The 13,811-nt window shown below is 42.7% G+C and carries 17 protein-coding genes; 12 read left to right on the top strand and 5 right to left on the bottom strand.

Annotated features, from left to right (window positions below; all coding sequences use genetic code 11):
* The first annotated feature begins 8 nt into the window (after window positions 1-8).
* From ACTSEZ_RS07785 to thrS, 3 genes are all read left to right on the top strand, one after another.
* Window positions 9-629: a hypothetical protein gene (locus ACTSEZ_RS07785; RefSeq protein WP_369733611.1), complete on the top strand. Its 621-nt coding sequence runs from the start codon at window positions 9-11 to the stop codon at window positions 627-629.
* Between the two features lie 130 nt (window positions 630-759).
* The gene (locus ACTSEZ_RS07780) at window positions 760-1,215 is read left to right on the top strand and encodes a GyrI-like domain-containing protein (RefSeq protein WP_369733610.1); all 456 of its coding nucleotides are present in this window, start codon (window positions 760-762) and stop codon (window positions 1,213-1,215) included.
* Window positions 1,216-2,024: 809 nt separating this feature from the next.
* Window positions 2,025-3,752, top strand: a complete 1,728-nt coding sequence (gene thrS, locus ACTSEZ_RS07775) for a threonine--tRNA ligase (protein ID WP_369733609.1) — start codon at window positions 2,025-2,027, stop codon at window positions 3,750-3,752.
* A gap of 194 nt (window positions 3,753-3,946) precedes the next feature.
* On the opposite strand, the gene ACTSEZ_RS07770 is transcribed toward thrS, so the two are convergent.
* Together ACTSEZ_RS07770 and ACTSEZ_RS07765 are read right to left on the bottom strand one after the other, a co-directional pair.
* Window positions 3,947-4,405, bottom strand: a complete 459-nt coding sequence (locus ACTSEZ_RS07770; protein WP_369734081.1) for a divergent PAP2 family protein — start codon at window positions 4,403-4,405, stop codon at window positions 3,947-3,949.
* 188 nt (window positions 4,406-4,593) lie between these two features.
* Window positions 4,594-5,385, bottom strand: a complete 792-nt coding sequence (locus ACTSEZ_RS07765) for a hypothetical protein (RefSeq protein WP_369733608.1) — start codon at window positions 5,383-5,385, stop codon at window positions 4,594-4,596.
* A 196-nt stretch (window positions 5,386-5,581) separates the two neighbouring features.
* Here ACTSEZ_RS07765 and ACTSEZ_RS07760 point away from each other — a divergent pair, with 196 nt between their 5' ends.
* Window positions 5,582-6,808, top strand: coding sequence for an MFS transporter (locus tag ACTSEZ_RS07760; protein WP_369733607.1), 1,227 nt, complete (start codon window positions 5,582-5,584; stop codon window positions 6,806-6,808).
* Window positions 6,809-6,850: 42 nt separating this feature from the next.
* Here ACTSEZ_RS07760 and ACTSEZ_RS07755 read toward each other — a convergent pair whose 3' ends face one another.
* Window positions 6,851-7,570, bottom strand: coding sequence for a polysaccharide deacetylase family protein (locus ACTSEZ_RS07755; protein ID WP_369733605.1), 720 nt, complete (start codon window positions 7,568-7,570; stop codon window positions 6,851-6,853).
* Between the two features lie 195 nt (window positions 7,571-7,765).
* On the opposite strand from ACTSEZ_RS07755, the gene ACTSEZ_RS07750 reads away from it, so the two are divergent.
* The 5 genes from ACTSEZ_RS07750 (at window position 7,766) to ACTSEZ_RS07730 (ending at window position 11,324) form a co-directional block, all read left to right on the top strand.
* Entirely contained in the window at window positions 7,766-8,242 is a 477-nt protein-coding gene (locus ACTSEZ_RS07750; protein WP_369733604.1) for a DUF2975 domain-containing protein, read from the top strand.
* 11 nt (window positions 8,243-8,253) lie between these two features.
* Window positions 8,254-8,814, top strand: coding sequence for a hypothetical protein (locus tag ACTSEZ_RS07745; RefSeq protein ID WP_369733603.1), 561 nt, complete (start codon window positions 8,254-8,256; stop codon window positions 8,812-8,814).
* Window positions 8,815-9,035: 221 nt separating this feature from the next.
* Window positions 9,036-9,596 (top strand): tyrosine-type recombinase/integrase, encoded by a 561-nt coding sequence (locus tag ACTSEZ_RS07740; protein WP_369733602.1) that lies wholly within the window; start codon window positions 9,036-9,038, stop codon window positions 9,594-9,596.
* Between the two features lie 21 nt (window positions 9,597-9,617).
* Window positions 9,618-10,112, top strand: a complete 495-nt coding sequence (locus ACTSEZ_RS07735; RefSeq protein ID WP_369733601.1) for a cation:proton antiporter regulatory subunit — start codon at window positions 9,618-9,620, stop codon at window positions 10,110-10,112.
* The gene (locus ACTSEZ_RS07730) at window positions 10,113-11,324 is read left to right on the top strand and encodes a cation:proton antiporter (protein ID WP_369733600.1); all 1,212 of its coding nucleotides are present in this window, start codon (window positions 10,113-10,115) and stop codon (window positions 11,322-11,324) included.
* Window positions 11,325-11,411: 87 nt separating this feature from the next.
* Here ACTSEZ_RS07730 and ACTSEZ_RS07725 read toward each other — a convergent pair whose 3' ends face one another.
* Both ACTSEZ_RS07725 and ACTSEZ_RS07720 read right to left on the bottom strand, forming a co-directional pair.
* Window positions 11,412-11,564 carry a hypothetical protein gene (locus ACTSEZ_RS07725; protein ID WP_369733599.1) on the bottom strand — a complete coding sequence of 51 codons (153 nt, stop codon included), beginning with the start codon at window positions 11,562-11,564 and terminating at the stop codon, window positions 11,412-11,414.
* 13 nt (window positions 11,565-11,577) lie between these two features.
* The gene (locus ACTSEZ_RS07720; RefSeq protein WP_369733598.1) at window positions 11,578-11,904 is read right to left on the bottom strand and encodes a winged helix-turn-helix transcriptional regulator; all 327 of its coding nucleotides are present in this window, start codon (window positions 11,902-11,904) and stop codon (window positions 11,578-11,580) included.
* A gap of 131 nt (window positions 11,905-12,035) precedes the next feature.
* Between ACTSEZ_RS07720 and ACTSEZ_RS07715 the strand changes: the two genes are divergently transcribed.
* The 3 genes from ACTSEZ_RS07715 (at window position 12,036) to ACTSEZ_RS07705 (ending at window position 13,810) form a co-directional block, all read left to right on the top strand.
* The gene (locus tag ACTSEZ_RS07715) at window positions 12,036-12,527 is read left to right on the top strand and encodes a lactoylglutathione lyase family protein (RefSeq protein WP_369734080.1); all 492 of its coding nucleotides are present in this window, start codon (window positions 12,036-12,038) and stop codon (window positions 12,525-12,527) included.
* A gap of 106 nt (window positions 12,528-12,633) precedes the next feature.
* Window positions 12,634-13,101 carry an NUDIX hydrolase gene (locus ACTSEZ_RS07710; protein WP_369733596.1) on the top strand — a complete coding sequence of 156 codons (468 nt, stop codon included), beginning with the start codon at window positions 12,634-12,636 and terminating at the stop codon, window positions 13,099-13,101.
* 22 nt (window positions 13,102-13,123) lie between these two features.
* A complete protein-coding gene (locus ACTSEZ_RS07705) occupies window positions 13,124-13,810 on the top strand; it encodes an HAD family hydrolase (protein WP_369733595.1) in 687 nt (228 codons plus the stop codon).
* Window position 13,811 lies beyond the last annotated feature (1 nt).

Here is a 13,811-nt window from a genome sequence, read left to right as displayed (position 1 = left end):
GCACAATGTTGAAACAGCACATCATTTTTTATACGGTTATCTTTCTCGGATGCTTTTTACTCGGATTTTTCGAAGCGCCTATTTACCTGATTGGATTACTGCTTACTCTGTCAATGGGGTGGTACATGTATGTCCAGATAAGTCCGGTCCTGTTTTCAAAGGATATCCGGAAGTCTGAATCATATATTCTCAAGCATCAGAGTAATCCAATGTATCAGTTTTATTATGCTATCGCGAACAACCTGGATGCTGAAGCCGAAGAGGCAATGGAAAAATTCCAGTCAAAATATAAAAACTCAGAGCGCCGGGCGTTGATTCAAACGACTTATGCTTTATATAAACAGCAGCCGTCCGAAGCGAATAAACACGTCCATCTGATTAAAGCTCCGGCATACAGGGCCTACTATGAGGGACTGATTGCAGCTGAAAGCAGAAAATTTAAAGAAGCCAAAGAGCATGCAGACAGGCTGCCGGAAGGCTGGATGAAAAACAGCATTCTTGCAGAAATGGCAGAAAAACAAGGGAAAACGAGCGAAGCCAAAGAGCGCGCCGCAATGGCATTCGAGCAGACAAGAGGTCTTCAGCGGTATATCCTTTATAAAAATTTTGAAACGCATCTGGCTTCCTAGCCGGAAAAAACGACGCAGAAATGCGTCTTTTTTAGTTTGAAAAAAGGAGAAAAAGCAGGTTCGCAGGAGGAATCTGCAGAATCCGGGAGAAATGGAATAAGATAAAAAACGAATATTCAGGGGGATTGGAATGAAAAGAGTGAGGAAAACGTTTAAAGCTGCGGGAATGCACGGATTTGGAGCTTTTGCTGATTTTGGGAGTGAGGTTCCTGAACTTGCCGGGAAATTTCTGAAACAGCTGAAAACAATAGGCTGTGAACCAGCGACTGAAGCCGCTTTTTATGAGCCAAAGAGGGATGACCAGCATTTGGAAGGCTATTTTTTTGCAGGCATGCTTGTAGATGATCAGCATCCGGAGAATATGGAACGATTGGAGATGCAGGAACAGGATTATGTGACGGTCAGGGGAAGCCTTGGACAGATTGCAGATCTTCACCGGGAACTTTCAGCCTGGGCTCTAGAACAAGGCTATGAAAGAGATTTAGAAGCTTACATCGTTGAGACTTATCATCCTGCTGAAAACGGTGAGGAAGTTGAGATTTATTTGCCTGTAAGAGGGCAAAGAACCGTTGACAAAAATACCTGAAAAGACTGGTTGGCACAGTAAAAAATTCGCAACACTGATCAGAAATGTTTTACATAAACTAAAAAAACAGTTGAAATCATTTCAGTCACATTGTAAAATCATGTTAATTTAGAAAACGTGATGAGAAGGAGACGAGCCATTTTAACCGGTTGCCAGAGAGGGAAGGACTGCTGGAAACTTCCCAACACGGAAAATGTGCTTACCGCCTTTGAACCGCACGGAGGAAATGCCGTGCCGCAGCCGCTGCGTTAAAGCGCTGGAGCCGTTGTTTAGGAGATTTTGGATAAAGGTTTGCACATTGATGTGGGCACTTACGCTTTTCTGAACCGGAAATCTGGGTGGAACCACGGGCAAAGCGCGCTCGTCCCTGCTATAGGGATGAGTGCGCTTTTTATATTTTATAGGTTTTGACAAGGACACGAGGCATGAACACCGCGCAACAGAGAGGGAAGGATGGCTGAGAACTTCCCGGCGCAGGAGCATGAACTTACCGCCTTAGAATAACCGCACGGAGGAAATGCCGTGCCGCAGCCGCTGCGTTAAAGCGCTCGAGCTGTTTTTAGAAAAGCATGGGTAAATGATCTAGCATCTTTGTCCAGCTTCAGTGTCCAACTCCTCTGCCAGAATAAAATCCGCGAAAAAGGCGGGAACCGGACTTTTCGCCGGATTTCTTATCTGTCTTTCGGAGCTGAACGGACACTTGCACTTTTCTAAATCAGAAATCTGGGTGGAACCACGGGCAAAGCGCGCTCGTCCCTGCTATAGGGATGAGTGCGCTTTTTTATATTTCTGCGAAAGAAGGGATTATGATGGAAAATCAGAAAAAGGAAAAAAATCAGGAGGTCATCAATTATTTTAGTGCACAGCTTCTTGCAAGGGCAGTCAGCAGACTGTATCCGGGAGCAGTCCTTGGGGGCGAGGCTTCTCATCAGAACGGTTTTTATGCAGAGCTTCTACTTTCGCACAGCATAAAAGAAAAAGAACTGAAAGACATTGAAGCGGAAATGGAGCGCATCTTAGGACAGGGTGAAAAGTGGGAGCATATTTCGTTATCCCTTGAAGAAGCCATCGCTTTATTTTCAGAAAAGGGAGAGTATTTAAAAGCAGAGCAGCTGTGTGGGATGGACGAGGAGAGTGTGTTAGTTTGCAGACAAGGGGAGTATATGAACATATCGAATGAACCCCTCTCCATCTCTGCCATTAAAGCCTTTAAACTTCATGCAGTTGCTGGCTCGTACTGGAAGGGTGATAAGTCAGGACATGTGCTTCAGCGGATAAGCGGTGCAGCATTTGCAAGCAGAAAAGAAATGGTTTTGTTTGAAAAAGAACAGGAGGAACTAAAGAAACGGGATCACCGCAAGATTGGTAAAGAGATGGAGCTTTTCCTGTTTTCTGAAGAAGCACCAGGCATGCCCTTTTTCCTGCCAAATGGTCAAATCATGCGCAGCGAGCTGCAGTCGCTGCTCCGGGAAGTTCAGGGTGCAGCAGGCTATCAGGAGGTTTCTTCCCCGTTTATGATGAATGAGCGGCTATGGAGACAATCCGGCCACTGGGATCATTATCACGAAAATATGTATTTCTCAGATGTAGATAAAGAAACATTTGCGCTCAAGCCGATGAACTGTCCGGGACACATGATCATGTTCAACCAGCAGCTTTTTTCCTACAGAGATCTGCCGGTCAGATATGCAGAATTCGGGCAGGTGCACCGGCATGAGTACAGCGGAGCTTTAAACGGGCTGCTGAGAGTCCGGACTTTCTGCCAGGATGATGCTCATTTGTTCGTGCGTCCGGATCAAATACAGGATGAAGTGAAAAGTGTGCTTGACATGATTGATTATGTTTACCGTACTCTTGGGTTTGACTATTCAGTCGAGCTTTCGACTAGACCGGAAAATTCAATGGGGGATGATGAGCTTTGGCAGGATGCGGAAGCGGCACTTCAGGAAGTGCTGGACGAGATGGGGATGCCTTACCGTATAAATGAAGGCGACGGAGCTTTTTACGGACCTAAGATTGATTTTCACATCAAGGATGCCATGAAGAGAAGTCATCAGTGTGCGACAGTGCAGCTTGATTTTCAGATGCCTGTAAAGTTTGACTGCAGTTATATCAGCGAGAAAAATGAAAAAGAGCGGCCAGTTGTTATTCACCGCGCCATTGCAGGCTCTCTTGACAGATTTCTTGGCATTCTTATCGAACACTTTGCAGGTGTGTTTCCATTGTGGCTTGCCCCTGTTCAGGCTGTGATTCTTCCAGTTGCAGAAGTGCACCGCGGCTATGCTGAAGAAGTTAAAAATAAGCTTGCAGAAAGAGGCATTCGCGTTCAAATAGATGCAAGCGGAGAAAAGCTTGGCTATAAAATCAGAAAGGCGCAAAAAAGCAGGGTGCCTTACATGTTGATACTTGGTGATCAGGAAATGAGTGGGGGCCATGTTAATGTCAGGAAACACGGGGAGAAACAGTCTCTGTCAATAGAGATTGAAGAGCTGGCGGATCATCTCAGGGAGAAGATTGAGAAGCGGGAATTGAGCTGAAATGATGATGCATAAGCGGAAGCCGGCTGGCAGAGAATGCAATGAAGTTGGCAGTTATTCGGTTTATGTCAGCAGTAAATGAATGAAAGTTGGCAGTAAAACCGTGGTAGTTGGAAGTAAACCATGTTAGTAAGTGTTTTTCTTAACGAGTTCAATCTTCACAAAAAGAAAAGAGAGCGATTTTGCTCTCTTTCTTATTTATCCTCAAGTTTTGCGCTGATTAACCCAAGAACCACACCTAAAATACCTCCGCCAACAACTTCAAGAGGCTGGTGTCCCAGCACTTCTTTCAGTTCTTCTTCGCGTTTAATGTGGCCAAGTCCGGGAAGGTGTTCTGAAATAACGGCCATCTCTCCGTCAATGTCATTGATCAGTTTGGCGATTTCGCCGGTATGCCGTCTGATACCCTGTGCATCGTACATCACAATGATGCCGAAAATAACGGCAATCGCCGTTTCAATGGAAGTTGTCCCGTTTTTAGCTGCAACATAAGTAGAAAGAGCAGCAACGCCTGCTGAGTGGGAACTCGGCATTCCGCCTGTCGTGACAAGTTGCTTCACATCCCATTTTCCTGAAAGGCGTTTGTAGGTGAATATTTTTAATCCCTGTGCAATGGCAATTGCACCAACTGCTGTTATGATTCCACGATTCATGCTCATCTTTTTGTCGTCACCTCTTGAATTAGTAGTCGGAAGCATTGATGTAGCATAAATACCCCTCGCGTGCTTTTCTAAACGTTAGTATCCGCAAATGGAGGTGAAATATTGCAAGCTCTCCCGGGAAAAATCAGCCATAGCAGAGGCGCTGAAATAAAAAAAGCACACCAGTAACGGTGCGCTGATCAGTCTTTGACGATTTTAGACGGATTGTTGATCTTGTAAGGAACGGAAACGTCGAGCAGCATAGATTCATCTTCTACGTCTTTTCCTTTAGGCAATGTTTTTTTGACAATCTTCCCGTTAAAGTTCAGGATGTCATCCGCTGCAAGCTCATATTTTTTCAGGGTTTTGCTGTGGGAGCACCAGGCAAGTCCGATTTCAAGGGCATCGTCACCAACAATCGCGACATCTTCGAGTATCACTACCTCGTCGTTTTCTTCATTAAAATGATTCCAGCTGAGCGCCAGCTGCTTTACTTTTGCCGTGAAATGAACCTTGTCATCAGGCAGGGCAAGCTTTGGCTGCTTAGCTTTTTTAGCGGCAGGCTTTTTAGGTTCTTCAGAAGGTTCAGCCTGCTTGACATAAGGTGTCATGGCAGGTTCTGAAGGAGCCTTTAATGCAGTTTCTTCTGTACTCATAGCAGGAGCAGCATCAGGAGCAGGCTCTTTTACTTCCTTGCCGAAATTTCCCGACTGCATTTCTTTCAGGTAAGCCGGGTGAATGCAAGACAGATTTCCGTCTTGAAACTCGATGACAAGCGTTGTATGTGATGCACCGAAAGTCTGGTATCCTTTAATCGCAACAAGTCTCTGGTGTGTACGTTCTTTATACCAGTACTCCTTTTTTACGCGCAGTCCCCATTCTTTTACTTTTTCTTCATAGTCCGTTTCATTTTCAAATGTTTCATAATCTCCAGCAGGAGGGATATAGCCCGTTGTGTTGGCATCTTCAATATGCGGCAAAACGACAGCCATTTTAGCACATCCTTTCTTGCTCTATTGTACCTTCTCTTTTGTCTGAAAAAAAGGTATTGAAACTGTGCATTAAGAATCAGCAAGGTTCGTTTGAAAAAAATACTAAAATTTGGAGAAGATTCACAATTGAAGGAAAAAACAACTGATGAAGAGTGGTACGATATCATTACATAATTCTTCTATACGGGGTGGGTTAATGAATGCATGGAAAGTGCCGTCTCTGCTGATTACAGGAATCGGCATATCAAATTTGGGCAGCTGGATCTACCTGATTGCCATCAATTTATCTGTCTTAAACTTAACAGGATCGGCTGCAGCGGTCGCAGGACTGTATATGATCAGGCCGATTGCCATACTGATTACAAACACATGGGCAGGCAGTGTCATTGACCGGATGGATAAAAAGAAGCTGATGATTTTCACAGATGTTTTCAGAGGCGGTATGGTGGCTGTCATCCCGTTTTTGGATTCACTTTGGTTTATTTATCTGGCTGTTCTGCTTATTAATATGGCAGGTTCTTTTTTTGGTCCAAGTTCTTCTGTATACATAACGAAAATGATTCCTTCTGAAAAGAGAAAGAGATTTAATTCCGTTATGGGGATGGCAAGTTCCGGAGCATTTTTGACCGGTCCCGCTGTTGCAGGGTTTCTGATTATGCATTTTGGAACAGACATTTGCATTTTTATTAATGCAGTGTCCTTTATTGTCTGCGGATTTATTCTCTGTTTCCTGCCGAAGCTTAAGGAAGAGCCGATTCAATCGAATAAACGCGGCAAATTTCAAACGATTGTCGATGATTGGAAGACTGTCTTTCAATTTGGAAAAAAAGCAGCTTACTTTATGGCAGTATACGTTTTCTTTCAGGCTGCGATGCTGATTGGCTTTGCCCTTGATTCTCAGGAGGCAACCTTTATTAAGCAGCATCTTGAGCTTTCTGACAGGGATTATGGAATGATTGTCAGTCTGACAGGACTCGGTGTGCTCGCCGGCGCTGCCGCATCAGCAGCATTTGCTTCCAAATTGAAGCTTGGCTTCTATATGGGAACAGGCATGCTGATGACTTCTGCCGGGTATTTGTTTTTTTACAGCTCAAACGGATTCATGACAGCTACTCTGTCTTTTGTCTTTCTAGGCTTTTTTATGGCGTTCGCCAATTCGGGCTATGCGACTTTCTTTCAGATGAATGTTCCTGTCGCCATTATGGGCAGGTTTGGGAGCGCTGCTGATATGCTTCAGGGAATCGTGCAAATTGTGCTGACGCTCCTGTTAGGATTATCAGCAGAATGGTTCACCCTGCAGACAGTCTGTCTCGTCTTTTCAGGTGCAAGCGTCCTGTTTGCAGCTGGTCTGCTTGTGACAGTAATGATGCCTTCTAAGGCTTCATATTTTGATGAAAAATCAAACCGCACAATCAATGCTTAATGGAAATGTGCTCTGACACGTCAAAAAAATTTCTTTTTTCTGCTATAGAGGTTTCTTCAAAAAAGGAACGATATCTTTTGTTTTCACTTCATATTCCGCATGGTCACCCTGTGAATGGCTTACTCCAATGCTGATGCCTAGGGAATCTTCTGTCCAATAGCTGAAAACATCAGACTGATCGTTTTCTCCGATACTTTCAAGCTGATCTGCAGTTTGAAGTTTAGAAAGCAGGTCCTGATTCGATAATTCCTCAAGGTAACCTTGCAGGGCAGGGGATAGTGCCTTGCTTTTTTTCTTAAGCGTTTCGGCAAAAGCTTCGTTCAGGGTCACGAGCTGCTTTAATTTTACCCGGCTTCCATCAGTCAGCAGGTAGGTTGAGGTATAAAAATGATGAGAGGGATGGGCTGTGCCTGACACATTGGCGAGTCCATCATACTGTATACTCAGCAGTTCACGGTCCATCCTTTTAATCGTGTGCTTGATGTCTAAAGTCAATCCATCCGTCATGGCTCCATCAGGATAATAGTGAAGGACCGTTAAGGCATCGGTTTTGATATTCTTATTTAATTTTTCCTGCTTAGATGAATCCTCTATACCGGATAGCTGGGGGTAGGAAATGGCAATCTGGTTATGATGATAGAAAAATTCTGTTAGTTGATAATTCTCTTGCGTTTCAGAGGAAGTGGGCTGTAAAGGATATATATCACTAGCATCAGACTGGGGCATAACAAAACATGCTAAAAGAGTGTAAAGGAAAATCATAGACTGCTCCTTCGCTAAAATTGTTTTTTTTATTTTTAACTGTTAAGATGAGCTTATTCACATGCTTCGTACCAAAAAACAGCTGCTTTCTATTTCATGGAGGTTGGCTGTTTTTTTAGTTTTATCAACAAAAATTTATTGATTTACAATAAATACAGAGGTAAAATATAGAAAAACATTGATATGAGGTGCAATATGAAAAATGGATATATCCTTTTTTTGAAAGCTTCTGTGCTCCTGATCGGGGTAGCTATTTTTTGTTTGAGTGTTTTCTGGCTTCCTGGTCTTGCTGAGTTGTCAGCTGAGCAATATCCGGAGTTTGCCTATTTAAAAGGAATCGTGCTTGCTGGAATTTACTTAACTGTCTTGCCTTTTGCCGTCGCTTTGCAGCATGCTGTGCATTTACTGTCGCTTATAGAGAAAAGGAAGGCTTTTTCAGAAGCGGCTTTAACAGATCTCCGCCGAATTAAAGGATGCGCTTGTATGATTGCCTTTATATACGCGGGAGGGATACTGCTGTTTATGATCATTGGCATTCTTCATCCTAGTTTAGCCTTAATGGGGGGCACTATTTTTCTCGCTTCACTCTCAATTGGCTTTTTTGCAGACGTACTTAATGCTCAGTTAGTCCATGCTCTCCATTGTAAATACGAAAATGAAATGACGGTTTGAGGTCCTGTGCAATGACACTGATTATAGGTTTAGTTTTGATTATTCTGTTAGTATCAGGTATCCGCAAATGGAAGAAAAACAAACTGGCCGCACTATTGCTGTTCAGTCCCATATTCATCTGCATCGTATTTGTCAGTTTCTTTCTTTTTCATTCCGTTGATCGGGTAAAGCGGGATTCTCTGATTTTTGAAACATCCGCAGAAAACGGCAGGGTGCATGTAAGCGGAAGCTGGTCAGAAAGACTTGATTACTACCGTTTTCCAACTGATTATCTTATCTTCTATATTCCTGAAAATAAGAGTGCGGGCTCTGTTTCCCGCAGCCGAGCGGATTTGCACACCCAGATGGACTGGAAATACCTCGTTGAAGATGTTGAACATGCGATTAAAACAGAAGGTTTTTCAGACCTGGAGCCTCAGATCTATGATTTGAAAACAGCGGAAGATTTTCAATTTTCTTTTACTTTGCCTGATGGTGTAAAGCCGGAGGAATTGGAGATCTATTACGCGCACGTGAGGGAGGAGCCGATGGAGGCTCTGGAGTATTGGTTTAAGAAGGTGCCGATCCAATAAACTGAACATCAGGTCTGCAATGTATACTTGTATAACTGTTACAGCTCACGTTTAATGGGCTGTTTTTTTATGGGGAATTTCAAATCCTGCAGCCGGCATAAAGGACTGCAGGATGAATTCCATTCTTGGGAATTACTAAGAAGATTGTAAGAAGCCTGTATATTTGAATGTAACTTATTTATATGATAAACTAATATTAAGTAACATTGGAGAGTGATAAAATGGAAACGGTAAGTGCAATCAGAAACGTAAATGATATTCAGGCAATAAAAGATTATCTTATACAGCAATCCGATAGAGACTATCTTCTATTCGTTTTTGGCATTAATACGGGTTTAAAGGTGTCAGAATTGACTGCAGTAAAAAAGGATGATCTGCTGGATGAAAACGGAAATGTTGCAGAATTTTATCATTACTCCGATTTAGACGAAAGGAGGAGATCTGTTTATATTAATAAAAAACTCAGATTGGCAATCACTGAGTATCTGAAGAAGGCGAATTCCGATATGTGCTACTTGTTTCAATCCCGCAAATTCAAAAAGCCCATTACTAGGCAGCAGGCATACAGAATCATCCATGACGCTGCCGTTCATGCCGGGGTGAATGAGAAAATCGGAACCAATTCCCTGGCCAAAACGTTTGGCTACCACGCATACAAAAAAGGGGTCTCACTTGCCCTTCTGCAAAAGCATTTCCATCATGCAACACCGTCTGAAACCCTTAAGTTTTTAGGAATAAAAAAAGATGAACAGATTGTCACGCAAATCGATGTGAATCTTTAAAAATGGTCAGGAGGAATCCAGATGAAAATCAGAGAAAGCGAACTTCCCGGAATTGGATGCAAATTTGAGGTCATCACAAAAAATCAGGAAAAAGCGGTAATCGTCATCCATGATGACGGAAGAAGAGAAATCTATCATTTTGACGAGGATCATGAGGAAGTGGTTTCAACGATTGTATTCAGTGACTCAGAAGCAAGACAGATTGCGGCAATTCTTGGCGGTATGGCCTACAAGCCAAAAGCTCTTGAAACAATTGAAATGGCCTTTTCGGGACTTGTCATTGAATGGTTCAAAATCGAACCCGGGGCAGCTGCTGAAGGGAAAAGCATCGGCGAACTCGATATCCGCAACCACTTCAGTGTCACTGTAATTTCCATTTTGAAAAACAACATGAAAGAACTGCTGAATGCTGGTCCTGATGAGATTCTTGAAAAAGGGGACACGCTTGTCATTTCAGGGAAGAGAGAGGAAGTTAAACGTGTAATCAGCGAACTATTAACAAACCGGGGTGATTAAATGGATCATTTAGTATTTGAAGTTGGAACCGCATTACTGATTGTTGCAGCAGCCGCCCTGCTTGCAAATAAATTTAAGTTTTCTATTATTCCCTTTTTAATCGTGTTCGGCATGGTTGTAGGACCGCATGCACCTCATATAGGAGTAATTGATCTGAGATTTATTGAAAGTGAAGCGATTATCTCGTTTCTTGGAAGAATCGGTGTCCTGTTTTTGCTGTTTTATCTGGGGCTGGAGTTCTCTGTTAAGAAACTGATCAAATCAGGAAGATCGATTGTAACCGGCGGTACCATTTATATTGGCATCAATTTTACATTGGGCCTACTATACGGCTTTATCAATGGGTTTACTCCGGTTGAAGTTTTGGTGTTTGCCGGAGTGATAACAATTTCCTCAAGTGCCATCGTGGCAAAAGTCCTTGTGGATTTAAGGCGGACAGGAAATAATGAGACAGAGCTGATTCTGGGAATTATTATGTTTGAAGATATTTTCCTCGCTGTGTATCTTTCTGTTGTTTCGGGTCTTGTACTGGGGGATGCTACATCGTTCAGCGGAGCGCTTATTTCCATTCTCACTGCACTTGGCTACATGCTTCTTTTCTTCATTGCAGCCAGAAAAGGTGCACCTCTGATCAACAAACTGATCAGTATTTCCTCTGATGAAGTATTTATCATCGTCATTTTCGCCTCCCTGTTCTTCGTGGCCGGTTTTTCAGAACTGATTCACGTTGCAGAAGCCATTGGCGCTCTTTTACTGGGACTTGTATTTTCTGAAACGGAGCATAGTGACAGAATTGAGCACCTGGTCGTTCCTTTCAGGGATTTCTTCGGCGCCATTTTCTTCTTCAGCTTTGGATTGAGTATTGATCCATTCTCCCTCGGCGGCGCTGTATGGCTTGCACTCGGTGCGGTCCTGTTGACCATACTCGGAAACTTTATTGCCGGAATGATTGCCGGAAGGAGAGCGGGCTTGTCCCATAAAGCGTCCACAAACATTGGTCTGACTATTGTATCAAGAGGCGAGTTTTCCATTATTGTAGCGAATCTCGGCATAGCCGGAGGTCTTACTCCGATGCTGAAGCCATTCTCAGCACTGTATGTTCTGATTCTGGCGATTATAGGCCCATTAATGACAAAAGAGTCCAAAAGAATTTACTTGTTCCTCAACAAAATCTTTAAGTGGGATAAAAAGAAGAAAGTGAATAGTATGTAAAGCAGAAGAGACGGTAATCGGATGATTATCGTCTTTTTGCTGCTCACCAATGTTTTTGCAATAGATTCGCTTAAAGGGAGACAATCGCTATTCCCCGCCGCTGGAATAGCGATTGTCGCCCATTGTAACGTTTTTTTCCTCACCCGGATTGTGAGATACGGTTTTTCTGTTCGTTCTTTTCCGGTCAATCAAGTAACCCAGCCCTAATGTTCCAGCCAGCAAGCCGATGATCCATCCCACTTTCATTCCTCCTTTAATCCTGGTCCCAATTTTCTTTGCCCCACACATGCATGTGCTGAAGAATCGGCATCAATGTATGCCCTTTGGAGGTCATGGTATATTCTACTTTCGGAGGCATCGTATCATATTGTCTGCGTTCCACAAATCCATCTTCTTCAAGTTCTTTTAACTGCCGGCTTAATACCTTGTGGGTTACTCCTGTCAACAGCCTTCTGATTTCACTGTATCTAAGCGTCCCATCAGTCCCGAGATGCCAGAGGATAACTGTTTTCCATTTTCCTCCTATTTTATTTAGTGTATATTCAATGGAGCACTTTAGTTTTCCTTCATTTGAATCCAAAACGGTTCTTCCTTTCTTACCTTTATGATAGCAGCTGACAAAAAAGTGCATACTTACATCATTGGAAATGATTCGTTACACTAATTCTGTAAGGAACTCTATCGTACAATTGAGGAGGAATATAATCAATGCTGACGTATCCAAGATCATTTTCACATATCGGACTTTCTGTTCCTGACCTGGACCAGGCAGTCAAATTTTATACAGAGGTTTTCGGATGGTATGTCCTGATGGAACCATCTAAAGTAGAAAACGATGACTCTGCAATCGGGCAAATGTGCAGGGACGTTTTCGGAAATGAGTGGGAAACATTCCGCATAGCCCATCTATCGACCGGAGACAAAATCGGAATTGAACTGTTTGAGTTTCCACACAATAAAAAACCTGAGAACAATTTTGAATACTGGAAAACAGGCATCTTTCATTTCTGCATACAGGATCCTGATATCGAGGGAATGGTGCAGAAAATCATTGAACATGGCGGTAAGCAGCGCATGCCGATCCGGGAATATTATCCTGGCGAAAAACCATTCAAAATGGTTTATGTGGAAGATCCGTTCGGCAACATTTTTGAAATTTATACACATAGCTATGAGCTCACCTACTCAGAAGGAGCTTATTAACCAACACTGAGGCACATCATTTAATATGATGTGTCTTTTTTTGATGAGCAGATGGGTAATTATGCTAAAATTGGAACTGGAAATCATTTTTTGAGAGGAACCAATGATGAGCAACTATATTCAAACGATGAGAAATTTAATCGGCAACCAGACGTTATTAACCGTGGGCTGCGGTGCCATTATTGAAGATGAAAAAGGCAGAATTCTTCTGCAGCAAAGAACAGACCGCTCAGAATGGGGAATTCCCGGGGGATTGCTCGAACTCGGAGAGACCTTTGAAGAAACTGTCAAACGAGAAGTGTGCGAGGAAACAGGATTAACCTTGGAAGACCTGAATTTATTTGGCATATATTCTGGAAAAAAAGGCTTTGCAGAATACGAAAATGGAGACAGGGTTTACAGCGTGCAAGTCATCTTTTTTACAAAGAAGTTTTCGGGGCAATTATCCCAAAATGAAGAGAGTAAGAGACTTGTTTTTTTAGATAAACACGACCTGCCTAAACAGCTGAATCCCCATCAGGCTCCATTTATAGAAGATTGGTTAAGAGGAGCATCTGCACCAGTCATTAAATAAGCTGGTCAAGGAGGCAAATTGTATGATCAGGGCGGTTCTGTTTGACCTTGACGGGACACTTTTAAACAGAGAGGAATCTGTCAGGTTTTTTATTGAAAGACAATATGACGCGTACAATTCTTATCTAAATCATATTCCCAGAGAAACCTATATTTCCAGATTTATAGAACTTGAAGATCGGGGGTATGTATGGAAGGACAAAGTTTATCAGCAGCTGGTCAGTGAGTTTGGAGTGTCAGGATTAGGATGGGAATGCCTTTTTCAGGACTATATACAATCGTTTAAAGATTGCTGCAAACCATTTAGCAGTCTTATCGAAATGCTTGAAAAACTGAAAAGCATGGATCTGTCTCTGGGAATCATCTCAAATGGCTATGGGGATTTTCAAATGAAATCGATTCGGTCATTAGGCATTGAACGATATTTTAATGTGATTCTTATTTCTGAATGGGAAGGGATGAAAAAACCGGATACCCGTCTGTTTAAAAAAGCATCAGACCACTTAAATGTGACTCCGGCAGAATGTATGTACCTTGGTGATCATCCATGTAATGATGTACAGGCTGCCGTTAATTCGGGGATGCATGGAGTATGGAAGAAAGATGATGGATGGGGTGAATTTTATGCAGAGCATATCATTCAAGATTTGGAAGAGGTTCCGGCTATAATCCGCAAACTCAACAAACAGGTAAGCGACGTAAGGAGATGAA

Origin of the sequence: Metabacillus mesotrionivorans, assembly GCF_052171315.1 — a bacterium.
GTDB lineage: Bacteria > Bacillota > Bacilli > Bacillales > Bacillaceae > Bacillus_P.
This window is presented reverse-complemented; position numbering and strand designations above follow the sequence as displayed.